Source organism: Streptomyces odontomachicola (assembly GCF_039605595.1).
Lineage (GTDB): Bacteria > Actinomycetota > Actinomycetes > Streptomycetales > Streptomycetaceae > Streptomyces.
The window spans coordinates 80,143-105,941 of sequence record NZ_JBCFOK010000009.1; the positions used below are offsets into that span (position 1 = coordinate 80,143).

Annotated in this window: 25 protein-coding genes; 19 read left to right on the forward strand and 6 right to left on the reverse strand. The window is 73.6% G+C overall.

All coding sequences use genetic code 11. The features are described 5' to 3' along the window. Positions 1 to 219: 219 nt before the first annotated feature. On the forward strand, positions 220 to 1,860 hold the full coding sequence (locus ABEE00_RS18120) for a protein kinase domain-containing protein (protein WP_345746570.1): 1,641 nt from the start codon (positions 220 to 222) through the stop codon (positions 1,858 to 1,860). 88 nt (positions 1,861 to 1,948) lie between these two features. Here ABEE00_RS18120 and paaN read toward each other — a convergent pair whose 3' ends face one another. Further along, the gene (gene paaN, locus ABEE00_RS18125) at positions 1,949 to 3,649 is read right to left on the reverse strand and encodes a phenylacetic acid degradation protein PaaN (protein WP_345746571.1); all 1,701 of its coding nucleotides are present in this window, start codon (positions 3,647 to 3,649) and stop codon (positions 1,949 to 1,951) included. Between the two features lie 142 nt (positions 3,650 to 3,791). Between paaN and ABEE00_RS18130 the strand changes: the two genes are divergently transcribed. Continuing rightward, a complete protein-coding gene (locus ABEE00_RS18130) occupies positions 3,792 to 4,400 on the forward strand; it encodes a TetR/AcrR family transcriptional regulator (protein WP_345746572.1) in 609 nt (202 codons plus the stop codon). Positions 4,401 to 4,548: 148 nt separating this feature from the next. Here ABEE00_RS18130 and ABEE00_RS18135 read toward each other — a convergent pair whose 3' ends face one another. Further along, positions 4,549 to 5,040 carry an Lrp/AsnC family transcriptional regulator gene (locus ABEE00_RS18135; RefSeq protein WP_345746573.1) on the reverse strand — a complete coding sequence of 164 codons (492 nt, stop codon included), beginning with the start codon at positions 5,038 to 5,040 and terminating at the stop codon, positions 4,549 to 4,551. Between the two features lie 189 nt (positions 5,041 to 5,229). On the opposite strand from ABEE00_RS18135, the gene pdhA reads away from it, so the two are divergent. From pdhA to ABEE00_RS18190, 11 genes are all read left to right on the forward strand, one after another. Continuing rightward, positions 5,230 to 6,390, forward strand: coding sequence for a pyruvate dehydrogenase (acetyl-transferring) E1 component subunit alpha (gene pdhA / locus ABEE00_RS18140; protein ID WP_345746574.1), 1,161 nt, complete (start codon positions 5,230 to 5,232; stop codon positions 6,388 to 6,390). Positions 6,391 to 6,443: 53 nt separating this feature from the next. Further along, on the forward strand, positions 6,444 to 7,445 hold the full coding sequence (locus tag ABEE00_RS18145; RefSeq protein ID WP_345746756.1) for an alpha-ketoacid dehydrogenase subunit beta: 1,002 nt from the start codon (positions 6,444 to 6,446) through the stop codon (positions 7,443 to 7,445). Beyond that, entirely contained in the window at positions 7,445 to 8,779 is a 1,335-nt protein-coding gene (locus ABEE00_RS18150; RefSeq protein WP_345746575.1) for a dihydrolipoamide acetyltransferase family protein, read from the forward strand. The genes ABEE00_RS18145 and ABEE00_RS18150 overlap by 1 nt, the downstream gene beginning before the upstream one ends. 3 nt (positions 8,780 to 8,782) lie before the next feature. After that, entirely contained in the window at positions 8,783 to 9,787 is a 1,005-nt protein-coding gene (locus ABEE00_RS18155; RefSeq protein WP_345746576.1) for an NTP transferase domain-containing protein, read from the forward strand. Positions 9,788 to 10,275: 488 nt separating this feature from the next. Beyond that, positions 10,276 to 11,658 (forward strand): molybdopterin molybdotransferase MoeA, encoded by a 1,383-nt coding sequence (locus tag ABEE00_RS18160; protein WP_451918620.1) that lies wholly within the window; start codon positions 10,276 to 10,278, stop codon positions 11,656 to 11,658. 58 nt (positions 11,659 to 11,716) lie between these two features. Beyond that, the gene (locus ABEE00_RS18165) at positions 11,717 to 12,781 is read left to right on the forward strand and encodes a potassium channel family protein (RefSeq protein ID WP_345746758.1); all 1,065 of its coding nucleotides are present in this window, start codon (positions 11,717 to 11,719) and stop codon (positions 12,779 to 12,781) included. 44 nt (positions 12,782 to 12,825) lie between these two features. Next, on the forward strand, positions 12,826 to 14,004 hold the full coding sequence (locus tag ABEE00_RS18170; RefSeq protein ID WP_345746577.1) for a helix-turn-helix domain-containing protein: 1,179 nt from the start codon (positions 12,826 to 12,828) through the stop codon (positions 14,002 to 14,004). Positions 14,005 to 14,081: 77 nt separating this feature from the next. Next, entirely contained in the window at positions 14,082 to 14,300 is a 219-nt protein-coding gene (locus ABEE00_RS18175; protein WP_345746578.1) for a hypothetical protein, read from the forward strand. 255 nt (positions 14,301 to 14,555) lie between these two features. Then, positions 14,556 to 15,533 carry an NAD(P)H-quinone oxidoreductase gene (locus ABEE00_RS18180; RefSeq protein ID WP_345746579.1) on the forward strand — a complete coding sequence of 326 codons (978 nt, stop codon included), beginning with the start codon at positions 14,556 to 14,558 and terminating at the stop codon, positions 15,531 to 15,533. Positions 15,534 to 15,644: 111 nt separating this feature from the next. After that, a complete protein-coding gene (locus ABEE00_RS18185) occupies positions 15,645 to 16,610 on the forward strand; it encodes a hypothetical protein (RefSeq protein ID WP_345746580.1) in 966 nt (321 codons plus the stop codon). Between the two features lie 164 nt (positions 16,611 to 16,774). Continuing rightward, entirely contained in the window at positions 16,775 to 17,359 is a 585-nt protein-coding gene (locus ABEE00_RS18190) for a bacterial proteasome activator family protein (RefSeq protein WP_345746581.1), read from the forward strand. 74 nt (positions 17,360 to 17,433) lie between these two features. On the opposite strand, the gene ABEE00_RS18195 is transcribed toward ABEE00_RS18190, so the two are convergent. Genes ABEE00_RS18195 through ABEE00_RS18205 form a run of 3 tightly spaced genes read right to left on the reverse strand, consistent with a single transcriptional unit; the run spans position 17,434 to position 20,247 of the window. Next, positions 17,434 to 18,153 carry a TrmH family RNA methyltransferase gene (locus ABEE00_RS18195; RefSeq protein ID WP_345746759.1) on the reverse strand — a complete coding sequence of 240 codons (720 nt, stop codon included), beginning with the start codon at positions 18,151 to 18,153 and terminating at the stop codon, positions 17,434 to 17,436. Positions 18,154 to 18,202: 49 nt separating this feature from the next. Next, positions 18,203 to 19,561 carry an HTTM domain-containing protein gene (locus ABEE00_RS18200; RefSeq protein ID WP_451918611.1) on the reverse strand — a complete coding sequence of 453 codons (1,359 nt, stop codon included), beginning with the start codon at positions 19,559 to 19,561 and terminating at the stop codon, positions 18,203 to 18,205. Continuing rightward, positions 19,558 to 20,247, reverse strand: coding sequence for a DUF5819 family protein (locus ABEE00_RS18205; protein ID WP_345746582.1), 690 nt, complete (start codon positions 20,245 to 20,247; stop codon positions 19,558 to 19,560). The genes ABEE00_RS18200 and ABEE00_RS18205 overlap by 4 nt, the downstream gene beginning before the upstream one ends. A gap of 236 nt (positions 20,248 to 20,483) precedes the next feature. On the opposite strand from ABEE00_RS18205, the gene paaA reads away from it, so the two are divergent. The 6 genes from paaA to ABEE00_RS18235 all read left to right on the forward strand — a co-directional run bounded on the left by paaA (position 20,484) and on the right by ABEE00_RS18235 (position 25,426). After that, positions 20,484 to 21,512, forward strand: a complete 1,029-nt coding sequence (paaA, locus tag ABEE00_RS18210; protein WP_345746583.1) for a 1,2-phenylacetyl-CoA epoxidase subunit PaaA — start codon at positions 20,484 to 20,486, stop codon at positions 21,510 to 21,512. Next, on the forward strand, positions 21,509 to 21,799 hold the full coding sequence (paaB, locus tag ABEE00_RS18215) for a 1,2-phenylacetyl-CoA epoxidase subunit PaaB (RefSeq protein ID WP_345746584.1): 291 nt from the start codon (positions 21,509 to 21,511) through the stop codon (positions 21,797 to 21,799). Before paaA ends, paaB begins: the two co-directional genes overlap by 4 nt. Further along, entirely contained in the window at positions 21,796 to 22,560 is a 765-nt protein-coding gene (paaC, locus tag ABEE00_RS18220; protein WP_345746585.1) for a 1,2-phenylacetyl-CoA epoxidase subunit PaaC, read from the forward strand. Before paaB ends, paaC begins: the two co-directional genes overlap by 4 nt. Continuing rightward, positions 22,554 to 23,045: a 1,2-phenylacetyl-CoA epoxidase subunit PaaD gene (paaD, locus tag ABEE00_RS18225; protein ID WP_345746586.1), complete on the forward strand. Its 492-nt coding sequence runs from the start codon at positions 22,554 to 22,556 to the stop codon at positions 23,043 to 23,045. Before paaC ends, paaD begins: the two co-directional genes overlap by 7 nt. Before the next feature lie 45 nt (positions 23,046 to 23,090). Continuing rightward, positions 23,091 to 24,152, forward strand: a complete 1,062-nt coding sequence (locus ABEE00_RS18230) for a 2Fe-2S iron-sulfur cluster-binding protein (protein WP_345746761.1) — start codon at positions 23,091 to 23,093, stop codon at positions 24,150 to 24,152. 149 nt (positions 24,153 to 24,301) lie between these two features. After that, positions 24,302 to 25,426, forward strand: a complete 1,125-nt coding sequence (locus ABEE00_RS18235; RefSeq protein ID WP_345746587.1) for an acyl-CoA dehydrogenase family protein — start codon at positions 24,302 to 24,304, stop codon at positions 25,424 to 25,426. An 18-nt stretch (positions 25,427 to 25,444) separates the two neighbouring features. Here ABEE00_RS18235 and ABEE00_RS18240 read toward each other — a convergent pair whose 3' ends face one another. Next, a complete protein-coding gene (locus tag ABEE00_RS18240) occupies positions 25,445 to 25,789 on the reverse strand; it encodes a rhodanese-like domain-containing protein (protein WP_345746762.1) in 345 nt (114 codons plus the stop codon). Positions 25,790 to 25,799 lie beyond the last annotated feature (10 nt).

Below are 25,799 nucleotides of genomic sequence, written 5' to 3' on the forward strand. Positions count from 1 at the left end.
GCACGTCTGTGCGCACAGGATGGGCATCCGGTTACGGAACGGGCAACGAGCTTGACGTGTCACCGCCCTTCGGCAGACTTGGGCCAGCATGGGACCACTGGGCCGACTGAGGCCCGGTGGTGAACGGGGCCCTTCGGAGAAAACGCCTGGTCCCCGCAGCCGTAAATCAGCACAAGCAACTTGCACGGGGGCACCGCCGCCGAGGGGGAGCAGTCAAGGATGAGCGACGACGGCGGACAGGCAGCCGCGCAGTATCTGGGGCGCACCATCGGCGGCAGGTTCCAGTTGCAGAGCCTTCTCGGTGCCGGCGGCATGGCCTCCGTCTACCTCGCGTACGACTCCGTGCTGGACCGCCAGGTCGCGGTCAAGACGCTCCACACCGAGCTGGGCCGCGAACAGTCCTTCCGCGAGCGCTTCCGCCGCGAGGCGCAGTCGGTGGCGAAGCTCACCCACACCAACATCGTCTCGGTCTTCGACTCCGGCGAGGACGAGATCGACGGGGCGATGGTCCCCTACATCGTCATGGAGTACGTCGAGGGCAAGCCGCTGCGCAACGTGCTCGACGAGGACATCGCGCAGTACGGCGCGATGCCCACCGAGAAGGCGCTGAAGATCACCGGTGACGTGCTGGCCGCGCTCGAGGTCAGCCACGAGATGGGCCTGGTCCACCGGGACATCAAGCCCGGCAACGTCATGGTGACCAAGCGCGGCGTGGTCAAGGTGATGGACTTCGGCATCGCGCGCGCCATGCAGTCCGGCGTCACCTCCATGACGCAGACCGGCATGGTCGTGGGCACGCCGCAGTACCTCTCGCCCGAGCAGGCGCTGGGCCGCGGCGTGGACGCCCGCTCCGACCTGTACTCGGTCGGCATCCTGCTCTTCGAACTGCTCACCGGGCGGCTGCCCTTCGACGCCGACTCCCCGCTAGCCATCGCGTACGCGCATGTGCAGGAGGAGGCGCCGGCGCCCTCGGCGATCAACCAGGCGCTGCCGCCGGCCGCCGACGCGCTGGTGGCGCGGGCCCTGCGGAAGAACCCCAACGAGCGCTTCCCCAGCGCCGAGACGATGCACGAGGAGTGCGCGCGGGCCGGCGGCTCCGGCGCCGCGCCCTCCATCGTGGGCGGCCCGCCCGCGGCCAACAGCGGCGCGGGCGTGGGCCAGGCGGTCTTCCCGCCGGTCGCCGGCCAGGGCACCCCGCCGCCGCAGGGCGTGCAGCAGCCGTACCAGCAGGGCCAGTTCGGGGGCTTCGGGCCCTCGACTCCGCCCCCTGGCCCCGGCGGCTATCCGACGCCCGCGCCCGCCTCCCCGTACCAGCCGGCCGTCGGCCAGCACACGCCGCCGCCTCCGACCGTGACCCCGGGCGCCGGGGGCGGGGGCGGCGGACGTGGCGGCGGCGGCAAGAACGTCGTCGTGATCGTCGTCTCCGCCGCTGCGGCCGTGCTGGTGGTGCTGGTCGTGCTGGGGATCGTCCTCAACGCGGGCGGCGCCGGCCCGACCCAGGCGGGCGGCGGCGCCAAGCAGGCGCAGCCGAGGGACGACGACGCGGGCGAGGCAGGCAAGGGCAAGTTCAAGCCCGAGGACAAGAGCAAGACCATCGACACCGACGAGTGCACCGACGCGACGCCGGTGTACGACGACAAGTCGAAGGTGATGGTGCCCGAGCTCACCTACAAGAACCTCGCCTCCGTGAAGAAGTGCATCAGCGCCGCCGGGTGGAAGGTCGGCGAGATCACCAGGGAGGACGAGAACGTCTGGGGCAAGAACATGGTGCTGGAGCAGAGCCCGGACACCGCGGACGAGTTCAACCCCAAGAAAGACTCCATCGACCTGACGGTCTCCACCGGCAGGCCGGAGCAGTGAGCCGCGCGCAGCGGTAGACAGCAGCAGACGGCAGGGAACGGCCCCCGGAGCGTGCGCTCCGGGGGCCGTCGTCATGTCCGCGCTCCCGTCACTTCACCGGGCGGCGCACCTCGATCGTGCGGAAGCGGTCGGCGACGAAGGCGGGGTCGCACAGGGCCGCGTTCGCCGCGGGGTTGCCGCCCGAGCCGTGGAAGTCGGAGAAGCCCGCGGTCTGGTTCACGTACACCCCGCCGGTCAGATTCAGCGAGAGCTGCGCGCTCTCGTCCAGGCAGACGTCCTCGACCAGCCGCTCGACCTCGGGCGAGGTGGTCCAGGCACAGACCGTCATGGCGCCCTTCTCGCGCACGGTGCGGCGCAGCAGCTCGGCGGCGGCCGCCGTGTCGTCGACGGCCACGGCGAAGGAGACCGGCCCGAAGCACTCGGCGAGGCACACCGCCTCGCTCTCCGGCTTGGCCGCGTCCAGCCGGACGATCACCGGGGTGCGGACCGTGGCGCCGGGGAAGTCCGGGTTGGCGATCTCCCGTGAGGCGAGGGCGACCTCGCCGAACGAGCGCGCCGACTCCAGGCGCTCCAGCACCCGGTCGCTGACGATCGCGCCGAGCAGCGCGTTGGCCCGCGCGTCGTCGCCGAGGAGCTTGTCCACCGCGCCCGCGAGGTCGTTCACCACGTCCTCGTACGACTTGTGCCCGGCGTCGGTCTCGATGCCGCCGCGCGGGATCAGGAGGTTCTGCGGGGTGGTGCACATCTGGCCGCTGTAGAGGGAGAGGGAGAAGGCGAGGTTGCCGAGCATCCCCTTGTAGTCGTCGGTGGAGTCGATGACGGCGGTGTTCACGCCCGCCTTCTCGGTGTAGACGCGGGCCTGCGGCGCGTTGTTCTCCAGCCAGTCGCCGAACGCGGTCGAGCCGGTGAAGTCGATGATCCGGACCTCGGGCCGGGTGGCCAGCTCCTTGGCGATGCCCTCGCCGTCCTGCTCGGCCGCCAGCGCCACGAGGTTGGGGTCGAACCCGGCCTCGGCCAGCACCTCGCGCGCGGCGCGCACGGTCAGCGCCAGCGGCAGCACCGCGCGCGGGTGCGGCTTGACCAGCACCGCGTTGCCGGTGGCGAGGGAGGCGAAGAGGCCCGGGTAGCCGTTCCAGGTGGGGAACGTGTTGCAGCCGACCAGCAGCGCGATCCCGCGCCCCGCCGCGGTGAACTCCTTCTCCAGCACCAGCGGTTCGCGCTTGCCCTGCGGCTTCTCCCAGCGCGCCTTCGCGGGTACGCGGGTCTGCTCGGCGTACGCGTAGGCCACCGCCTCCATGCCGCGGTCCTGCGCGTGCGGGCCGCCCGCCTGGAACGCCATCATGAACGCCTGGCCGCTGGTGTGCATGACCGCGTGCGCCATCTCGTGCGTGCGGGCGCTGATGCGGGCGAGGATCTCCAGGCAGACGGCGGCGCGTACCTCGGGGCCCGCCGCGCGCCAGGCGGGGAGGGCCGCGCGCATCGCGGGGAGGAGCGCGTCGGCGTCGGGGCGCGGGTACTCGATGCCCATGTCCAGGCCGTACGGGGAGACCTCGGTGGCGGCCCAGCCGTCAGTGCCGGGCTGTCCCGGCAGCTCGAAGCGGGTGCCGCGCAGCGCGTCGAAGGCGGCCTGGCCCTCCTCGGCGCTCAGCGTGCCGTTCTCGCCGTACGCCTTGGGGTGCTCGGGGTGCGGGGTCCAGAACTCCCGGGTGCGGATCGCCTCCAGGGCGCGGTCGAGGGTGGGGCGGTGCTTCTCGGTGAGCTGAGCGGTGCTGCTGCTTCCGGCGGTCACGACGACCAACTCCTCGGTGGGGTCTCGGCGGCTCTGGGAGTGCCTCGGCTGGACTTCCTGCGGACTTCCTGCGGACTTCCTCGGCACCAGATACTGCTACCGAACGATCGGTCGGGACAAGGGGACTCCTAGACTTGCTGCCATGCCAGCGAACAGGGACACCCACAAGCGCGACACCTACACGCCGGACTCACTGCTGACGGTCGCGGTGCGGGTGTTCAACGAGCGCGGCTACGACGGCACCTCGATGGAGCACCTGTCCAAGGCGGCGGGCATCTCCAAGTCCTCCATCTACCACCACGTACGCGGCAAGGAGGAGCTCCTCGGGCGCGCGATAACGCGGGCGCTGGACGGCCTGTTCGCCACGTTGGAGGAGCCCGGGGCGCGGGAGGGGCGTGCCATAGCGCGGCTGGAATACGTCACGCGCCGGACCGCCGAGGTGCTGATGGCCGAGCTGCCCTATGTGACCCTGCTGCTGCGGGTGCGGGGCAACACGGAGACCGAGCGCTGGGCGATGGCGCGCCGGCGGGAGTTCGACCAGCGGGTGGCCGCGCTCCTGAAGGAGGCGGCGGCCGACGGAGACCTCCGCCAGGACGTCGACGTCCGCCTGGCGACCCGCCTCCTGTTCGGCATGATCAACTCCATCGTGGAGTGGTACAGGCCCGCTCGCGCGGGGCGTGACGGCCACGCGGCGAGCGAGGAGGTGGCGGAGGCCGTGGTGCGGACGGCTTTCGCGGGCCTGCGGACCTGAAAGGTCCTCCGCCGCAGCGGCGGGCGACCGGCCTCGGCAGCCGTCGGCGGTGACAGCGCGGGCCGCGCACGAACCGCCGGTCAGACCCGCTCGGCTCGCGTACCGCTGCGGCGGACAAGGGGTTTGCGGTGAGCCGAGGGCGAAGCCCTCAAATCTCCGGTTCCAAGTCGGTTTCCTCGAAGACCAGCAGTGTGCGGGTGCTCAGCACCTCTGGGATGGACTGGATCCTGGTCAGGACCAGGTCACGCAACGCCCTGTTGTCGGGGGTGTGGACCAACAGCAGGACGTCGAAGTCGCCGCTCACCAAGGCCAGGTGTGTCGCGCCGGGGAGCTGCCGCAGCTCCTCGCGCACTGTGCGCCAGGAGTCCTGGACGATCTTCAGCGTGATGTACGCGGACGCCCCGTGACCAGCGCGTTCCTGGTCGATGCGGGCGCCGAAGCCGCGGATCACGCCGTCCTCGATGAGCCGGTTGATGCGCGCGTACGCGTTGGCGCGGGACACATGGACCTGCTCGGCCACCGAGCGTATCGACGCCCTGCCGTCCGAGCGGAGCAGCCGCAGGATGTCCCTGTCGACCGAGTCGAGCGGACGGGCGGGCGGCCGGGACTGCGCCCCTCCGGCCATCTGTTCCTCCGCCATCCCCTGCGGCCTCCCCTCCGTGGACGTCCTGCTGCCATCGAACGCATCCCGGAACCAATTGTCCACAGGCGCCCGACCCCTGTAGTCAAAATGTGCTGGCGACCGAACAATCGGTAGGGGATCACGGGCGGCGAGCGGGCCACCCGTACCCCGCCGACTGACGCATTCCCGCACGAGGAGGTGCTGGACATGACGGTCCTGGAGCAGCCCGGCGACCGGCGGGTCGCGCCGCCCCCGGCCTGGCGCCCGCGCCACGACCCCGCCCCGCTGCTGCCCGACCGCGAGCCGTACAGGCTGCTGGGCACCGGCGCCGACCTGGCGCGGGAGCCCGGCGCCCCGCTGCTGCGGGAGCTGCACGGCTGGCTGGTGCGCGGCCGCCGCTACAACGAGCAGGCCACCGCGCTGACCCGGCAGGGCAGGCTCGCGGTGTACCCCTCCTCCACGGGCCAGGAGGCGTGCCAGGTCGCGGCGGGCCTGGTGCTGGAGGAGCAGGACTGGCTGTTCCCCAGCTACCGGGACACGCTGGCCGCCGTGGCGCGCGGGCTCGACCCCGTACAGGTGCTCTCGCTGCTGCGCGGCGACTGGCACTCCGGCTACGACCCGCGCGCGGCGAGGGTGGCCCCGCTGTGCACCCCGCTGGCGACCCAGCTCCCGCACGCCGTGGGGCTGGCGCACGCGGCGCGGCTGCGCGGCGACGACGCGGTGGCGCTGGCGCTGGTCGGCGACGGGGGCTCCAGCGAGGGCGACTTCCACGAGGCGCTGAACTTCGCCGCCGTGTGGCAGGCCCCGGTGGTGTTCCTCGTGCAGAACAACGGCTTCGCGATATCCGTACCGCTCGCGAAGCAGACCTCCGCGCCCTCCCTCGCGCACAAGGCCGTCGGCTACGGGATGCCGGGCCGCCTGGTGGACGGCAACGACGCGCCGGCGGTGCACGACGTGCTGGCCGAGGCCGTGCGGCGGGCCAGGAGCGGGGGCGGTCCGACGCTGGTCGAGGCGGTCACCTACCGGGTGGAGGCGCACACCAACGCCGACGACGCCACCCGCTACCGCACCGAGGACGAGGTCACCGCCTGGCGCGAGCACGACCCCGTGCTGCTGATGGAGCGCGAGCTGCGCGGCCTCGGGCTGCTGGACGACGCGGGCGTGAAGGAGGCGGGGGAGCGGGCCGAGGAGCTGGCCGCGGACCTGCGGGAGCGGATGAACCGCGACGCGGAGCTGGACCCCGGCGACCTGTTCTCGCACGTCTACGCGCGGCCGACGCAGCAACTGCGCGAGCAGGAGCGGCAGTTGCGCGACGAGCTGGCGGCGGAAGAGGAGCGGCCCGCGGCGGAAGAGGGGGAGCGCGCGTGAGCACGGCTGTGGAGCGGCGGCGGCCCGAGGCCGAAGGCCGCAAACCGGTGAGCATGGCGCAGGCGCTCAACAGGGCGCTGCGCGACGCCATGGCCGACGACCCCACGGTGCACCTGATGGGCGAGGACGTCGGCGCGCTGGGCGGGGTCTTCCGGATCACCGACGGGCTGACGGCGGAGTTCGGCGAGGAGCGGTGCACGGACACGCCGCTCGCGGAGGCGGGCATCCTCGGCAGCGCGGTGGGGATGGCGATGTACGGGCTGCGGCCCGTGGTGGAGATGCAGTTCGACGCCTTCGCCTACCCCTCGTTCGAGCAGCTCGTCTCGCACGTCTCGCGGATGCGCAACAGGACGCGCGGCGCCCTGCCGATGCCGCTCACGGTGCGGATCCCGTACGGCGGCGGCATCGGCGGCGTCGAGCACCACAGCGACTCCTCCGAGGCGTACTACATGGCGACGCCGGGGCTGCACGTCGTGACCCCGGCGACGGTGGCCGACGCGTACGGGCTGCTGCGGCAGGCCGTGGCCAGCGACGACCCGGTCGTCTTCCTGGAGCCCAAGCGGCTGTACTGGGGGAAGGCCGACTTCTCCCTCGACGAGCCGGAGGCCGTGCCGGAGATCGGCCGCGCGGTCGTACGCCGCCGGGGCACCGACGCCACCCTGATCACCTACGGGCCCGCGCTGCCGGTCTGCCTGGAGGCTGCCGAGGCGGCGGCCGAGGACGGGATCTCGCTGGAGGTCGTGGACCTGCGCTCGCTGGTCCCGCTGGACGAGGAGACCGTGGCGGCCTCGGTACGGCGTACGGGCCGGGCCGCCGTGGTGCACGAGTCACCCGGCTTCGCAGGACCCGGCGGCGAGATCGCCGCGCGGATCACCGAGCGCTGCTTCCACCACCTGGAGGCGCCGGTGCTGCGGGTGGCGGGCTTCGACATCCCGTACCCGCCGCCGATGCTGGAGCGGCACCACCTGCCGGGCGTGGACCGGGTGCTGGACGCGGTGGACCGGCTCCAGTGGGAGAGCACCTATGTCGAGCCTGCCGAGGGGGACGGGGACTGATGGCTGAGGTACGGGAATTCGCCCTGCCCGACCTGGGCGAGGGGCTGACCGAGGCCACGATCGTGCGCTGGATGGTGGACGTCGGCGACGTGGTCGCCGTGGACCAGCCGGTGGTGGAGGTCGAGACCGCGAAGGCCCTGGTCGAGGTGCCGTGCCCGTACGCGGGCGTGGTCACCTCGCACGCGGCGGAGGAGGGCGCGGAGCTCCCGGTGGGCGCCGCGCTGCTGACGGTCGCGGGGTCGGAGGGGGCCTCGGACTCCGGGGCCTCGGACTCCGGGGGCGCGGACGCCGACGAGCCCGAGCAGGAGAGTTCCGGGTCCGGGAACGTGCTGGTCGGGTACGGGACGCAGGACACTCCCCGGCGGCGACGCCGTACGGGGCGCCGCGCGGCACCCGCGCAGCCGGCCGAGCCCGCACGGCCCGCACGGCCCGCGAACGGCACCGCGACCGGTCCCGGCCCCGGCCCCGGCCCCGTTCCGGTGATCTCGCCCCTCGTACGGCGCCTCGCCCGCGAACAGGGCGTCGACCTGCGGGAGTTGACCGGCAGCGGGCCCGAGGGGCTCATCGTGCGCGCCGATGTGGAGCGCGCGGCGCGGGAAACGGCGGCTTCCCGTACGGCGGCGGCCCCGCGCACGGAGGCCCCGGCCGAGACCCGTACACCCCTCACCGGCATCCGCGGCGCCACAGCCGCCAAGCTGACCCGCGCGCACACCGAGATCCCCGCCGCGACCTGCTGGGTGGACGCGGACGCGACCGAACTGCTGGCCGCGCGCGAGGCCATGAACGCGGGCGGGCGCACGCGCGTCCCGCTGCTCGCACTGCTCGCGCGCATCGCGGTCGCGGGCCTCGCCCGCTTCCCCGAGCTGAACTCGACCGTGGACACCGAGCGCGGCGAGGTGGTCCGGCTGTCCTCCGTACACCTCGGGTTCGCGGCGCAGACCGAGCGCGGTCTGGTGGTCCCCGTCGTGCGGGACGCGCACGCGCGCAGCACCGAGCAGCTCGGCGAGGAGATCGCCCGGATCACCGGCGCGGCCCGCGAGGGCGCGCTCACCCCGGGCGACCTGTCGGGCGGGACGTTCACGCTGAACAACTACGGGGTGTTCGGGGTGGACGGTTCGACGCCGCTGGTCAACCACCCCGAGGCGGCCATGCTCGGGGTCGGCCGCATCACCCCGAAGCCCTGGGCCCACCAGGGCGAACTGGCCCTGCGCCAGGTCGTCCAGCTCTCCCTCACCTTCGACCACAGGGTGTGCGACGGCGGCACGGCGGGCGGCTTCCTCCGCTACGTCGCGGACTGCGTGGAACAGCCCGCGCTGCTGCTCCGTACGCTCTGAGGTGTGAGGGAGACACCAGAGCACCCGTACGACCACGAACCGTGCGGCCACGAACCGTACGACTACGACGCCGTCGTCCTCGCGGGCGGCGGCGCGCGTCGTCTGGGCGGCGCCGACAAGCCCGCCGTGACGGTCGGCGGGCGCACGCTGCTCGACCGCGTGCTGTCGGCGTGCGCGGGTGCGGCGCGCACCGTGGTCGTGGGGCCGCGCCGCCCTGCGTACCGGCCCGTCGAGTGGGTGCGCGAGGACCCGCCGGGCGGCGGCCCGCTCGCCGCGCTCGACGCGGGGCTGCGCGGGACCACCGCGGACACCGTGCTGGTCCTCTCCGCCGACCTGCCCTTTCTCGGTACGGGGACGGTGCGGGAGCTGCTGGGGGCTGAGCGCGACGGTGCGGGGTCCGAGGACTCTTCGGCGGACGGCTTCGAGGGTGCGGTGCTGTGCGATGCCCAGGGCCGGGACCAGCCGCTGGTCGCCGCGTACGGGGCCGAGGCGCTGCGCCGTGAACTGGCGCTGCTGCGGACCGAGTACGGCTCGCTCGGCGGTCTTCCCTTGCGGCTGCTGCTGCCGGAGCTGAGACTGCGGCGCATCACCGTCGGCGCCCCCGGCGCCGGTGCGGGCCCGTCTGCCGCGCTCGACTGCGACACCTGGGACGACATCGCCGCCGCGCGGGCAAGGATCAGGGAGCATGGCACCGTGCTGGACGAATGGACCGCCGCAGTGAAGGCCGAGCTCGGGATCGAGGACCTCGAGTTCGACACGGCCGCACTCCTCGACCTGGCCCGCGACGCCGCGCACGGCGTCGCCAGGCCCGCAGCCCCGCTGACCACCTTCCTCGCCGGTTACGCGGCGGCCCGCAGAGGCGGCTCGCCCGAGGACGTCGCCGAGTGCGCCCGGATCGCCGCCCGGCTGGCCGAACGCTGGGCGGCCGAGGGCGCCGAGGGCGAGGGGCCGGGTGATGGCGCGGCACCCCGCGGCGACGAGGGAAAGGGCACGGACTCAGGACGATGAGCGGCGCGGACGAGCTCGACGAGGCCATCGCACTGGCCAACGCCCACGGCGACGGAACGGACAAGCGCCGCGCAGGCCCCGGCCCCGCGTCCGGCGCCGGCCCCTCCCCGGACGCGCAGGAGACCCAGCGCCTGGACGTACGCGCGGAGCCCCGGCGTCCCGAACCCCCGGAGCCCGCGCCGTGGGCAGGGCCCTGGGCCGATCCGTGGACCGACCCCTGGACCGAGGAGGACGCGCGGCGCCGCGCCCCCGAGGACGGCAGCCCCTCGGGGTCCGAACCGACCTTCCCCGAGGGGCTGTTCACCGAGAGCACGCCGCGTACCGGGGACAAGCCCCGTACCACCGCGGAATCGGCCGCCGGCGGCCCCGGCAAGGAGCCCGGGAAGGAGCCCGAGCGCGAGGCTTCCCGACGGAAGAGCCCCCGGGAGCTGTACGACGAGGAGCCGTACGACCAGGAGCCCTACACCGACGAGGAGTTCGGCCCGGTCATCGGCCTCAGCCAGGCGGGCGGGTCTCCCGGGCAACCGAGCCCGCAACCCGGCCCGCGACCGGGAGCCCAGCAGAGCCCGCAGCCGGACCCCGCGCCGCACTCCGTACCGGACCAGGGCTCGGCGCACACCCACCAGCCGTCCCCCGCCCAAGCCCAAGCCCAGCCCCAGCCGCAGGCCAAGGCACACGCGCACGCCCACCCCCGCGCGCTCCCCTGGCCCGAGGCGCGGCTGCTCGCCTCCCGTACGGGGCGCGGCCTCGACCCGGTGACCCTCCCCCTCGACAAGGCGCTCCAGCACACCCTCGCCGAACCGCTCGCCGCGCTCACCGACCTGCCCTCCTTCGACACCTCGGCCATGGACGGCTGGGCCGTCTCAGGGCCCGGGCCCTGGCAGGTGGCGGAGGACGCCTCGGAGCACGGCATCCTCGCGGGCGACCGCTCCGAGCCGCGCCCGCTGCAGGACGGTCACGCCGTACGGATCGCCACCGGCGCCCGTGTGCCGCCCGGCACCAGCGCGGTGCTGCGCTCGGAGTACGCGGAGCTGGACGGCGCCCGGCTGCGTACGGCCCACCCGCCGCAGCCCGGCACCGACATCCGCCCGCGCGGCCAGGAGTGCCGCAGCAGCGACCGGCTGCTGCCGCCCGGCACCCGGGTCACGCCGGCGGTGCTGGGCCTCGCGGCGGCCGCCGGGTACGACGAGCTGGCGCTGGTACGCAGGCCCCGCGCCGAAGTCCTGGTACTCGGCGACGAGTTGCTGCACCGCGGGCTGCCCAAGGACGGCAGGATCAGGGACGCGCTCGGCCCGATGATCGGCCCGTGGCTGACCGCGCTCGGCGCAGAGGTGCTGGTCACCCGGCGGCTCGGGGACGACGCCGAGGCGCTGCACGAGGCGGTATCCACCACACGCGCCGACCTCGTGGTGACCACGGGCGGCACCGCCTCGGGCCCCGTCGACCACCTGCACCCCACCCTGGAGCGGATCGGCGCGCGGCTGCTGGTCGACGGCGTACAGGTGCGGCCGGGACACCCCATGCTGCTGGCCCGTCTCCCGGAAGGCGCGCACCTGGTGGGGCTGCCCGGCAATCCGCTGGCCGCGCTGTCGGGGCTCGTCACCCTCGCCGAACCGCTGCTGCGCACGCTCTCCGACCAGGGCCCGGCGCAGGACCCGTGCGTGCCGCTCTCCTCCGAGGTGCACGGTCACCCCCGTGACACGCGTCTCGTGCCGGTCACGTACGCTCCCGCGGAGTCTCTTGCCCATCCCCTGCACTACAACGGACCCGCCATGCTCCGCGGCATCGCGACCGCCGGCCATCTCGCCGCCATTCCCCCGGGAGGCGCCCGAAGCGGCGCCGGTGTACCGCTGTTGACCCTTCCGTGGTGAGGGAGGCGGCGTGAACGAGCAGCACCAGATCGTCCTTCCCCGCCCCGAAGTGGGGCCGATGCGCCAGGTGGTGCGGAGGCTGCTGGCGGCCTTCGCCGTGCTGTGGCTGACGGTGTTCCTGGTGTGGATGGACCGTGCGGACTACCACGACAACGCGGACGGGCACGTCTCGTTCCTGGACTGCGTCTACTACACGACGGTGACCCTCTCCACGACCGGCTACGGCGACATCGCCCCGGTCACCGACGCGGCGCGGATGGTCAACATCCTGCTGATCACCCCGCTCCGGGTCATCTTCCTGATCATCCTCATCGGCACCACGCTCGAGGCCCTCACCGACCGCACCCGCGAGCAGTGGCGCCAGAACCGCTGGAGGTCCAAGTTGCGCGACCACACCGTCGTCGTCGGCTTCGGCACGAAGGGGCGCTCGGCCGCCCAGACGCTGCTGTCGACCGGCGTGGCCCGCGACCAGATCGTGATCATCGACCCCAACCACCATGTGGTGAAGGCGGCGACCGAGGAGGGGTACGCGGGCGTGCTCGGCGACGCGACGCGCAGCGAGGTGCTGGCGCGGGCCGAGGCGCGGCGGGCCAAGCAGATCGTGATCGCCACGCAGCGGGACGACACCGCCGTACTGGTCACCCTGACGGCACGTCAGCTCAACGCCCGCCTCAAGATCGTGGTCGCGGTGCGCGAGGAGGAGAACGCGCATCTGCTCCGGCAGTCCGGCGCCGACTCCGTGATCACCAGCGCGAGCGCGGCAGGCCGTCTGCTCGGTCTCTCCGTCCTGAGCCCCAACGCCAGCTCCGTGATGGAGGACCTGATCCAGCAGGGCAGCGGCCTCAGCCTGAACGAGCGCCCCGTGACCCGGCAGGAGGCGGGCCGCTCCCCGCGCGAGATCAAGGACCTGGTGGTCACGGTCGTACGCGGCCACCGCCTCCTCGGCTACGACGACCCCGCGGCCGACCCCCTCCAACCGACCGACCGCATCGTGGTGATCCACCGCTCCCCGGCCCCCCACCCGGGCGGCGAGCGCACCCCGGGAGCCCCCACCGCAATGGGCCCCGCGGAGGGCCGACGCGGCGGGCCCGCGGAGGGGCGCGGGGGGCGGCGGCCGGAGTAGCCAACGCCCCTCGACTCCGGGGTACGCGGCGTACGCTCGGCCGCATGGGTGCCGACGTTGGTGCACGGCTGCGAGATGTTCGTAAACGACGGGGCATGACACAGCGTGAGCTGGCCTCCGAGTCCGGCGTCTCCCTCTCCCTGATCCGCAAGCTGGAACAGGGGGAGCGGGAGGACACACGCCTGGAGACCGTCCGGGCGCTGGCCGTGGCCCTGCGTGTGCCGACGACGCGGCTGGTCGCGGCCTCGGCCGAGGAGGCCGCCGAGGACACGGCGACCGACCGTTGGGCGCCGGTCCGGTCCGCGCTCTGGACTCCTCTCCGCCGCGACGACCTGGGCGAGCCCCCGACGGTGGAGGGCATGCGCGATGCCGTCGACGCGGTCCTCCCCCTGTTCTCCGGTGACCGCTTCGCGGAGCTGGCCCCGGTCCTGCCTCCCCTGCTGCGGGACGCGGACGTGCTGGCGGAGACGGATCCGGGAGGCCGGGCCGTACGCATGAGGCTGCTGCAGCTCACCGGGTGGCTGCTGACGCAGACGCGCCAGTTCGAGGCTGCCGAGTCCGCGCTGGAGCGCTCCTTGGACGACGCGACGGACCGCCTGCAGAGGGCGGCCACGGTCAACACGATGTGCTGGCTGCTTTTGCGGCGCGGCCAGTTGGCCGAGGCCCGCGAGCTGGCCACCGGCTGGGCCGACGAGGTGGAACCCCGCATGTCCCGAGCCACGCCGCTGGAACTGAGCACGTGGGGCTGGCTGTTGCTGCGCCTGTCCGCCGCTGCCGTACGGGACAACCGGCCCGGCGAGGCCGAGGACGCGCTGCGGCTGGCGCAGTCGGCTGCCGTCGCCATGGGCCGGGAGTTCGCGCCGCAGGACGACTTCCTGCTCGCCTTCGGCCCGGTCACCGTGAAGCTCAAGCGCACGGAGAACGCGATGGTCGCCGACCGCCCCGACCAAGTGCTGAGGCTGGCCGCGAAGGTGCCGACCGACGGGATGCGCCCCACCTCGAACAACCGCAACCGCCACTTGCTCGATGTGGCCGACGCCCACACACGGACACGGCAGTACGGAGAGGCCGTCGACATCCTCTCGGGCATCCGCGCCGCATCCCCTCAGTGGCTCCCGAACCAGCGCTACGCGAGGGACATCGTGAGCCGCATCATCACCAGGCGCCGCACGCTCACGGGGGAGATGCGCACACTCGCCGACGCGGTGGGCGTACCCATGTGACAGCCCGTGGCACTTCCGGCCCATGGCCGCTCAAAGTGCCATTGAGCAGGGCAAGTTGCCCCCATAACGTCGATCTCATGACGAGAGAAGATCGCAGGGAACGGGCGGCGGACGCGCTGCAAAGCGGCGCTGACGCCGCTCGCGCGCTGCAGGAAGCACTCAAGGAAGCGGGCTTCTGCTTCCCCTCCTTGACCGGCGGCTTTCCCGTGGCGAACAGGGGACACGTCGAGCTGGGCGGCCTGGCCGCCGACGAGGCGCTGCGGCTCGCCGCTCATCTGCGGAAGCCGGGCCGGTGACGGACGCCGAGTCGCGGATGACGCTGCGGGTGTCCCGCGACTCCGGCCGTACGTGGGGGCCGCCGCGCGAAGTGCGGACCGCCGGGCAGCCCGGGGGCGGCTGGCTCGCCTCCTCCCGCTACCCGCCCTGCGCATGCCAAAAGTGCGCGCCAAAGCATCGGGCCGAAGCCCGGCAGGCCGCGTCGCCGCCGTCCTCGTGAAGCACCGGCCCGCGCGTACGGAGATTCCGCGCGCCCGGGGAGTAGCGTCGGGCGCATGTATGCGATCACTATTCCCGAACCCGGTGGGCCCGAGGCTCTGGTCTGGGACGAGGTGCCGGATCCCGAGCCCGGTGAGGGCGAGGTCCTCGTCGACGTGGTGGCCAGTGCCGTCAACCGCGCGGACCTGCACCAGCGCGAGGGCAACTACCCGCCGCCGAAGGGCGATCCGCCCTACCCGGGCCTGGAGTGCTCGGGCCGCATCAGCGCGCTCGGCCCCGGCGTCAGCGGCTGGGCCGTGGGCGACGAGGTGTGCGCGCTGCTGGGCGGCGGAGGGTATGCCCAGCAAGTAGCCGTACCCCAGGGCCAGTTGCTGCCCGTTCCCAAGGGCATGGACGTCCGTACGGCGGCGGCGCTGCCCGAGGTGGTCTGCACGGTCTGGTCGAACGTGTTCATGGTGGCCCATCTCCGCCCCGGCGAGACCCTGTTGATCCACGGCGGCGCCAGCGGCATCGGCACCATGGCGATCCAGCTCGCCAAGGCCGTCGGCGCGCGGGTCGCGGTCACCGCGGGCAGCGCGGAGAAGCTGGAGCGCTGCCGCGAGCTGGGCGCCGAGATCCTGATCAACTACCGCGAGCAGGACTTCGCCGAGGAGATCAAGAACGCCACCGACGGGCACGGCGCCGACGTGATCCTGGACATCATGGGCGCCAAGTACCTGGACCAGAACGTACGGGCGCTCGCCACCAACGGACGGCTCGCGATCATCGGCATGCAGGGCGGCCGCAAGGGCGAGATCGACCTGGGCCGGCTGCTGGTCAAGCGCGGCGCGGTGACCGCCACTTCGCTGCGCGGGCGCCCGGCCTCGGAGAAGGCCGCGATCGTCGCGGCGGTGCGCGAGCACGTGTGGCCGCTGGTCGAGGACGGCCGGGTACGCGCCATAGTGCACCGCGAACTCCCCATGACCGAGGCGCCGGAGGCGCACCGCGCGCTCGACGCGGGGGACCACATCGGGAAGATCCTGCTGACCACCTGAGCCACCCGGGCCACCCGGGCCCGGCGCCACATCCCTCCCGAAATGCCGGATTCGTCGCTCTGTGTGAGCCTGGGATGACCGTTGGACGATCCGGCTCGGGAGGGTCGCACCGTGGCGCACCCGCAACGCAGGAACAGCGCGATCACGTTGCTGACCTGCGTTGCGGTGCTCTTCCCCGCGCCGCTGACGGCTCAAGCCGCCGGAGCGTTCCCCACCGGGTCGCAGGACCCGGGGAGCTCGTCCGGCGCCTCGGGCCGGGGTACTCCCTCCCTCTCCTCCTCCACCCCGGCCCCTGGACCCGGCGGCCGGTACCCCGCGTACCGGTCGCCCACGGCGCGGGAGGAGCAGCAGCCCGGCAGCGGGCTGTCTCCTCCCGGCACGCCGTCCGTACCGGAGCGCCCCGCGGCGCCCGACCCCTCCGACCTGCCGGACCCCGACGCGGGCTCTGGCTCGGAATCGGACTCGGGCCCGGACGCGACGGACGGGTTCCCGCAGCCGCCCTCGGAGCCCTCGTTCCCCACGCCGGGGGACAGCTCAGGCGACACCGGCACCTCGACGCCGGGCAGCGAAGGACCCTCCGGCAGCCCCTCCGACGGCGACTCCTCGACGACCGCGCCCTCCTCGCCCGGCCAGGACTCCGGTACGGGGCAGGCGCCTGTGCCCCCTTCGCCGCCCCGGCCCCCGGACTCCCCGGCGCAGCACGGTGACCGCCCCACGCACGCGGACCCCGGCTCGGACCCGTACGGGAAAAGGCCGTCGCACCCGCACACCTCGCGGCGCCCCGCACCCGAGGCGTCCTCGGCCCAGCACCCGGAGCAGCCGCGGCGGCAGAGCACGCGGCCCGGCGCGCACACGCCCTCGGGGCAGCAGGTGCGGCCGCCGCACGCGGGCGACCAGACCTTCGGCAAGCACAACCTCTACGCCTCCGACAGCCCCTCGCCCGGCAGCTCCAACGGCACCGGGGTCGCCTCCGAGCCTGCGGGGGGCCAGCTCCTCCCCGTACTGCCGCTCGGCACGGGCATCGCCTCCATCGGCCTCGGCCTGGCCTTTCTCGCGCTGCGACTGCGCCGCAGGTGACCGCCCGTGCCGCCGCGGGTGACCGCTCGGGCCGCCGCGGATGACCGCTCGGGGCCACGGCCGGGACCACCCGAGGCCGCCGCGGATGACCGCGCGCGGCCGCCCGGGGTCACGGGTGGGACTCGTCCGCCCGCGACCGGACGCGGGGATGCAGAATGGTGGGTATGACACAGCCGAGCAGTGAACGGTCGCAGGAGAGCCCGCAGGTCCTGGTCGTCGGCCCCGACGGCATGGCTCTCGGCGGCACCGCCAAGGGCGGTGACGGTGATGGCGACGATCAGGCTGAGGTCCCCGTGACGGAAATGGTCGAACAGCCGGCGAAGGTCATGCGGATCGGCAGCATGATCAAGCAGCTCCTGGAGGAGGTGAAGGCCGCCCCGCTGGACGAGGCGAGCCGGGCCCGCCTCAGGGAGATCCACACCAGCTCGATCAAGGAGCTGGAGGACGGCCTCGCGCCGGAGCTCATCGAGGAGCTGGAGAGGATCTCGCTCCCGTTCACCGACGAGTCCGTGCCCACCGACGCGGAACTGCGCATCGCGCAGGCCCAGTTGGTCGGGTGGCTGGAAGGACTGTTCCACGGCATCCAGACGGCGCTGTTCGCGCAGCAGATGGCCGCACGCTCGCAGCTTGAGCAGATGCGCAGGGCGCTGCCGCCCGGCGTGCTCCCGGAGGAGGGCGGCCACCCCGAGGGCGGCGGCGACCAGGAGGCCCAGGCACGCCAGGCCCGCACCGGCGGCCCGTACCTCTGAGCCGCACCGCACCACGTCGTACGTGAGCCCCCGCACCGCACCCGGCGCGGGGGCTCACCGCATGGAAGCGCAGGTCACCGGGGCCGCTGCGCCATCCAGTGGTAGAGCGTCATGGCGACGCTGGTGGCCAGGTTGTAGCTGGAGACCTGCGGCTGCATGGGCAGCGCGACCAGGTGGTCGGCGCGCTCCCGCAGCCCCGCAGAGAGCCCGTGCCGCTCGGAGCCGAAGGCGAGCAGCGCGTCGTCCGGCAGCGGACCGGTCTCGCGCAGGTCGGTGCCCTCCGGGTCGAGCGCGTAGAGCGGCCCGGGGGGCAGGTCGCCGGGGTCGCGCCGCTGCACCGCCGTCGCGAAGTGCAGCCCGGCGCCCGCCCGTACGACGGTGGGATGCCACGGATCGACCGTCCCCGTGGTGAGCACCCCCGCGGCGCCGGCCCCCGCGGCGAGCCGCACCACGGCGCCGATGTTGCCCAGGTGGCGCGGGTTGTCCAGCACCACCAGGGGAGCGGCGCGGTCCAGCAGCGGGTCCTCGCGCCCGCCCGGAAAGGCCAGCGCGGCCACCCCGGTGGGGTGCGGCTTGGGCACCAGGTGGCGCAGCCGCTCGGCGGGGATCTCGCCGAGCAGCCCGTCCAGCTCGGCGGTCAGGTCGGGGGCCAGGTCGCCGGCGAGCGCGAGCGCCGCCGCGCGGTCCTCGGCCACCGCGACCGGCACCCGCGCCCCGAACCGCAGCGCGTGCTTCAGCGCGTGGAACCCGTCCAGCAGCACGCACTCCTCCGCGTGCTCACGCCACCGCCGCACGAGGGCCTCCCCGTCCCGTACGGGGTCTCCGCCCCGTACGAGGGCTTCGTCATCCCCCGTCGGCCGAACTGCCGCGCTCCGCCCGTTCTGCCTGGTCCGCTCGCTCACCCCGCAAGCCTACGGCCGCCAGACCGCCGGCCTCCTGGGCCGGACGGGAGCGCTCGGCGCCCTCCGCGCCCGCGCGCTCGCGGCGTGCCGACGGCGTACGGGAGCGCAGCCGCGCGGTCAGGCCCGAGGCGCGGGCGCCCAGCCACAGCAGTGCGCCCGTGGGCAGGAACACCGCGTCGGCCGCGACCATCGCCAGCGAGAAGAAGGGCAGCCCGAGCAGCACCGCGATCGACAGGTGCTCCATGATCATCGCGGCCAGCAGGACGTTCTTGACCCGGCGGTTGAAGAGTGTGAAGGGGAAGGCGACCTGCACCATCACCGTGCCGTAGGTGATCAGCAGGATCAGCAGCCCGCTGCTCGCCAGCCCCCCGGTCAGCTCGGGCCACGGGGAGAAGTAGTCCAGGTGCATCGGGTAATAGGTGGCGGTGCCGTCCTGCCAGCGGGAGCCCTGGATCTTGTACCAGCCGGCCGTGGCGTAGATCAGGCACACCTCCACGACGATGACCAGCAGCGCCCCGTTGTGCGCGAGGTTCGCCAGCATCCGGCAGACCCTGCGGGGTTCCCCGTACGGGTCGAGCCTGCCCAGCGCCCACCACAGGCCGTGCACCGCCCACAGCGCCCAGAACAGCAGCGCCCAGCCCAGACTGAGCGCGCCCACGGCGGAGGCGCCGACCAGCACGGCGCCGAGCACGGACCAGAGCAGGACGCCCGTGGTGTCCCCCGAGCCGGGGTCGGGGCTCGCGGCGGGGTCGGCCGCGCGGCGCCGTTCCCTCCGCGCGTCCAGCGACCAGACCTGGCCGCAGCGGGTGAACACCAGATACATCGACATCAGGTGGATCACGTTGTCGCCGCCGTCGCCCATGAAGACGCTGCGGTTCTGCAGCCCGAGCACGCCGACCATGAACAGCACCGAGGCCGTACGGGTGCGCCAGCCCAGCAGCAGCGCGACGGACGCGGCGATCGCCAGCACGTAGACGAACTCGAACCAGCCCGCGCTGTCCGACCACAGCAGTACCGTGAACGCGTGGTTGTCCGCCACCAGCTTCCTGGCCATGTCCCAGGACCAGGGGCCGTCGGGCCCGTACAGCTCCTGGCGGTGCGGCCACTCGCGGAGCAGGAAGAAGAGCCAGGTCGCGGCGAATCCGATGCGGACTATGGCGGTCTGGTACGGGGCGAGGGCGCCGCTCGTGACGCGGGTGAGCCCGTTCGCCGCCGAGGCCCTCAACTGCTCGGCCCTGCCCGGCCGTTCCCCGGTCGCCTTCGCGGCCGTCGCGGTCGTGTTCGTCTGCGGCCCGTTCACTTGCCGCCCCCCGGTATGTCGGCGCTGGACACCTGCCACCAGGGCTGTGCCCGGTACTCGGTCTTGGTCTCGTACTTCTCGTCGCTCCACGGCGGCGGCGCCACCGGGGTGACCGCCGAGCGCACCTGGACGCGCTCCACCGTGCCGCCCGCGGTCTCGGCGCCGATGCGGCCCAGCACGATGCGCTTGATGTACCGCTCGGACAGCTCTCCGCGCGTGCCCACCGGCTTCCCCTTGGAGTCGTGGGTGTTGCTGAAGAACTCCCAGCCGCGCCGCAGCTCGTTCTGCTGCGTGTGGCTCGGCGCCAGGCTGTGCCGCACCCCCGCGCCGTCCTGCGCCGAGAGGTCCCACCAGCCGGTGCGCGCGGTCGTGCCGTCCTGCCTGGCGACCTGCGCGCGGGCCTGCACGGCGATGTTCTGCTGGAGCGGATTGGGCGCGAACAGCTTCCAGTTCTGCTCGAATTCGGGGAGTACGTAGTCCTGTACGGCCTCTCCGTGCTGCTTGGTGACCGTGTTCTCGGGCGCCACGTGCAGGAAGACCATCGCGAGGTGGACCGCCACCACGACGGTGACGACCGCGACGGCTATCGCCACGACGATGCGGGCCGGCAGCGAGAGCGCGACGATCCCGGGGCCCTCCCCGGCCCCGTCCGCCCCCTCCGGCGCCCCTTGCTGTTCTGGCTGCATGCCCTCCTGCTCTCCGTGCGCTGCGTGTGCGTGCGCCGCGGGCGCCGCCGTGCGGTGCCGTACGTGCCGCTCGTGCTGTACGTGAGGGGCGGGCCGCGTGTGCCAAGAGTGTTCGGGTCCGCTCCGGTGTCCCCTGAGGCTATTCCAGCCTTGACACCCCGTGGGAGCTCAGCCGACCATTGAACCGAACGATCGGTCGGTTGGTGGCGGCGCGGGATCGGGAGCGAGGGGTGGCGATGACGGCGGTGCGGCAGGCGACGGAGCAGCGCACGGCGGAGAACGGCGGGGCCGGGCCAGAACCGGGGGACACGGCGGCCCTGGAGGCGGCCTTCGACGCGGCGGTCGCGGCGGAGGAGCGGATCGAGCCGCGCGACTGGATGCCGGACGCGTACCGGGCCTCCCTCGTGCGGCAGATCGCCCAGCACGCGCACTCCGAGATCATCGGCATGCAGCCGGAGGCGAACTGGATCACCCGCGCCCCCTCGCTGCGCCGCAAGGCCATCCTGATCGCCAAGGTGCAGGACGAGGCCGGGCACGGGCTGTATCTCTACAGCGCGGCCGAGACCCTGGGCACGGGCCGCGACGAGCTCCTGGACAAGCTGCACACGGGCCGCCAGAAGTACAGCTCGATCTTCAACTACCCCACCCTGACCTGGGCGGACGTCGGAGCCATCGGCTGGCTGGTGGACGGCGCCGCGATCACCAACCAGGTGCCGCTGTGCCGCTGCTCGTACGGCCCCTACGCGCGGGCCATGGTGCGGATCTGCAAGGAGGAGTCCTTCCACCAGCGCCAGGGGTACGAGCTGCTGCTGGAGCTCGCGCGCGGCACGGACGAGCAGAAGGCCATGGCGCAGGACGCGGTGGACCGCTGGTGGTGGCCCTCGCTCATGATGTTCGGCCCGCCCGACGGTGAGTCGCCGCACAGCGCGCAGTCGATGGCCTGGCGCATCAAGCGGCACACCAACGACGAACTGCGCCAGCGCTTCGTCGACATCTGCGTGCCGCAGGCCGAGGCGCTCGGGCTCACCCTGCCCGACCCCGACCTGACCTGGAACGAGGAGCGCGGGCACTGGGACTTCGGGGAGATCGACTGGAGCGAGTTCCAGGCGGTGCTGAAGGGCAACGGGCCCTGCAACGAGCAGCGCATGACCCAGCGCAGGCGCGCCCACGAGGAGGGCGCCTGGGTGCGGGAGGCGGCAGCGGCGTACGCCGCGAAGCACGGGGACAGGCCCGGAGCCGGGCACGGGACGGAGGAACGGCGATGAGCGAGCGCACCGACTGGCCCCTGTGGGAGGTCTTCGTCCGCAGCAGGCGCGGGCTCTCCCACACCCACGCCGGCAGCCTGCACGCGCCGGACGCCGAGATGGCCCTGCGCAACGCGCGCGACCTCTACACCCGGCGCTCCGAGGGCGTCTCGATCTGGGTGGTACCGGCCGAGCGGATCACCGCCTCCTCGCCGGACGAGAAGGACCCCTTCTTCGAGCCCGCGGCCGACAAGCCGTACCGCCATCCCACCTTCTACGAGGTCCCCGAGGGGGTGCAGAACCTGTGACCAGCACGGACACCACCGCGCTCGGGCTCGCACCCGAACTCGCCCTCGCCGACGACGCCCTGGTCCTCTCCCACCGGCTCGCCGAATGGGCGGGCCACGCCCCCGTACTCGAGGAGGAGCTGGCCCTCGCCAACATCGCGCTGGACCTCCTCGGCCAGGCCCGCGCGCTCTACGCGGGGCTGAGCGAGCACGGCACCGAGGACGAGCTGGCGTATCTGCGCGAGGAACGGGCCTTCCGCAACTGCCAGTTGGCCGAGCAGCCGAACGGCGACTTCGCGCACACCATGCTGCGCCAGCTCTTCTTCTCCACGTACCAGGAGCTGCTGTACAGCGAACTCGCCGCGCTGGAGCACTCCTCGGCCACCTCATCGGTCGGCCCGCTGGCCACCAAGGCCCTGCACGAGGTGGCGTACCACCGCGATCACGCCGAGCACTGGACGCTGCGCCTCGGCGACGGCACGGAGGAGAGCCGCGCGCGGGCGCAGCGCGCGGTGGACGCGCTGTGGCGCTACACCGGCGAGCCCTTCCGCCCGCTGGACGGCCTCGGCCTCGAAGACGCCACGTGGCAGGACATGGACGCGCGCTGGCTGACCGCCGTCACCGGCGTGCTGGAGCGCGCGACCCTCACCGTTCCCGAGGGCTCGCGGCACGGCGCGTGGAAGGCGGGCGCCGGGCGGGAGGGCCTGCACACCGAGTCCTTCGGGCGGATGCTCGCCGAGATGCAGCACCTGCACCGCAGCCACCCGGGGGCGTCGTGGTGACCGCGCCGGCCCTGGAGGAGCTGCGCGCCGCGGCCGGCGCGGTGCCCGACCCCGAGCTGCCCGCGGTCTCGCTGGCCGAGCTCGGCGTGCTGCGGGACGTGCGCGAGACCGCGCCGGGCCGCGTGGAGGTGGACCTCACGCCCACCTACACCGGCTGCCCCGCCATCGAGACCATGGTCACCGACATCGAGCGGGCCCTGCGCGAACGCGGCGCCGCCGAGGTCACCGTGCGCACCGTGCTCACCCCGCCCTGGTCGACCGAGGACATCACGCCCGAGGGCCGCCGCAAGCTCGCGGAGTTCGGCATCGCTCCGCCGCGCGCACGAGAGGACGCAGGCCCCGTGCCGGTCGCGCTCGGCGTGCGCTGCCCGCACTGCGGCTCGGCGAGCACCGAACTCCTCAGCCGCTTCTCCTCCACCGCCTGCAAGGCACTGCGCCGCTGCACCTCCTGCGGCGAGCCCTTCGACCACTTCAAGGAGGTGTGAGCGCCGGTGAGTTCGGCCCCCACGGGACCCCCCGCTGAACACCGTCTGCCCACGTTCCACACGCTGCGCGTCGCCGCGGTCGAGCGCCTGACGGACGACGCGGTCGCCGTCACCCTCGACGTGCCGCCCGAGCTGCGCGCCGCGTACGGGTACGAGCCCGGCCAGCACATCGCGCTGCGCCGCCCCGGCGAGGACGGCGCGGGCGTACGGCGCACCTACTCGCTCTGCGACCCGGCGAGCCCGGAGCCCGCGCGGCTGCGGATCGGCATCAGGCGGGTGGAGGGCGGTGCCTTCTCCACGTACGCGGTCAAGGAGATGGCGCCGGGCGACCTGCTCGAAGTCCTGCCGCCCACCGGCAGGTTCGTGCTGAAGCCGCGTGCCGGGCGGTACGCGGCCGTGGTCGGCGGCAGCGGCATCACGCCGGTGCTGTCCATCGCCTCGACGCTGCTGCTCGGGGAGCCGGAGGCGCGGTTCTGTCTGCTGCGCGGGGACCGCACGGCGGCCTCCACGATGTTCCTGGACGAGGTCGCCGACCTGAAGGACCGCTTCCCCGACCGCTTCCAGCTCGTCACCGCGCTGTCGCGGGAGGAGCAGCAGAGCGGCCTGCCCTCAGGCCGGCTCGACGAGGAGCGGCTGTCCGCGCTGCTCCCCGCGCTGCTGCCGGAGCCGGAGTCGGTGGACGGCTGGTTCCTGTGCGGCCCGCTCGGTCTGGTCGAGGGCGCCTCGCGCGCGCTGCGCGGGCTCGGTGTCCCCCGCTCCCGCATCCACCAGGAGATCTTCCACGCGGAGGAGCTGCCGCGGGAGCCGAGCGCCCCCGTGGACACCCCGGACTCGGCGACCGTCACCGCCACCCTCGACGGGCGCTCGGGCAACTGGCCCGTCCAGGACGGCGAATCGGTGCTGGAGACGGTGCTGCGGCACCGCGCCGACGCCCCGTTCGCGTGCAAGGGCGGCGTGTGCGGCACCTGCCGGGTACGGCTGCTGGACGGCGAGGTGCGGATGGACCGCAACTACGCGCTGGAGCCCGAGGAGGTCGACGCCGGATACGTGCTGGCCTGCCAGTCGCACCCGGTGACCCCGGCCGTCACGGTGGACTTCGACGCCTGAGCCTCCCCGTACGACTCTCGTGCGGCTCCCGTACGACTCCCCGTACAGCCCGACGGCGCTGTGGACTTCGGCGGCGGCGCGCCCTAACCTGACGCCCCGTCAGACATGTCGGAACCGCACGCGGTACGCGGCAACCGGAGGGGCGAGCAGTGGACTTCACCTTCACCGAGGAACAGCAGGCGGCCGCCGAGGCGGCGCGCGCCGTCCTGTCGGACACCGCGCCGGACGGCGTCCCCAGCCCCGCGCTCACCCACGGCCCGGTCGCCGGCGACTTCGACCGGGCCCTGTGGCGCAAGCTGGCCGACGCCGACCTGCTCGGCCTGTGGGCGGGCCCCGAGCACGGCGGCTCGGGCCTGGACACGGTCGCGCTCTGCCTGGTGCTGCGCGAGGCGGGCCGGGTGCTCGCCCGCGTACCCCTGCTGGAGACGGGCGCAGCCGCCCTGGTGCTCCAGGAGTACGGGACCGAGGAGCAGCGCGCGGCGCACCTCCCGCCCCTCGTACGCGGCGAGCTGGCCGTGACCGCCGCGGCACACGGGCGCACCGGACACGACCCGGCCGAACTCGCCGTCACCGCACGGCCCTCGGCCGGCGGCACGGGCAGCGGCTCCGACCTCGTACTGGACGGCGTGCAGACCCTGGTCCCCTGGGCGCAGACCGCCGACCTCGTCCTCGTACCCGTGCACACCGGCGAGGGCGCGACCGCGCTCGCGCTGCTCGATCCGAAGGCGGAGGGCGTCGGCCTCGCCGAGCAGGTCTCCACGACGGGCGAGCGCTTCGCGGAGCTGCGCTTCGACTCCGTACGGGTGCCGGAGAGCGAACTCCTGCGGGACGCCGGTGCCGTGGACCGGCTGCGCGCGCTGCTCACCGTCGGCACCTGCGCGCTCTCCCTCGGGCTGGGGGAGCAGGTGCTGAGCATGACCGGCGAATACACCAGCAGGCGCGAGCAGTTCGGGCACCCGCTGGCCACCTTCCAGGCGGTCGCGGTGCAGGCGGCGGACCGCTACACCGACCTGCGCGCGATGGAGGCGACCCTGTGGCAGGGCGCCTGGCGGCTCGACCCCGTGGACGTGGCGGTCGCCAAGATCTGGGCGTCCGAAGGGGTGCGGCGCGTGGTGCAGACCGCCCAGCACCTGCACGGCGGATTCGGCGCCGACACCGACTACGCGCTGCACCGCTTCCACGCGTGGGCCAAGCACCTGGAGCTGTCCCTGGGCCCGGCGGGCGCACACGAGGAGGCGCTCGGCGACCTGCTCGCGGCCCGGCAGCCGGCCTGAGCAGCGGGGGAGTCGGCGTTACGCCACGTACGGGACGTCCGTGCCGTCCGCCGTCAGCGGGCGTCCCGCGCCCTCCCACGCCTGCATGCCGCCGTCGACGTTGACCGCGTCCACGCCCTGCTGGATCAGGTACTGCGCGACCTGGGCCGACCTGCCGCCGACCCGGCACACCACGTACACGCGCTCGCTCTCGCCCGCGCGCTCGGTGAGCTCACCGAAACGCCCGACGAACTCGCTCATCGGAATGTGCAGCGCGCCCTCGGCGTGGCCCGCCACCCACTCGTCGTCCTCGCGCACGTCCAACAGCAGCCCGTCAGCGGGCACATCCGCGGCCGCCACCTGGGGCACCTGACCGAACGACATCATCGACTCG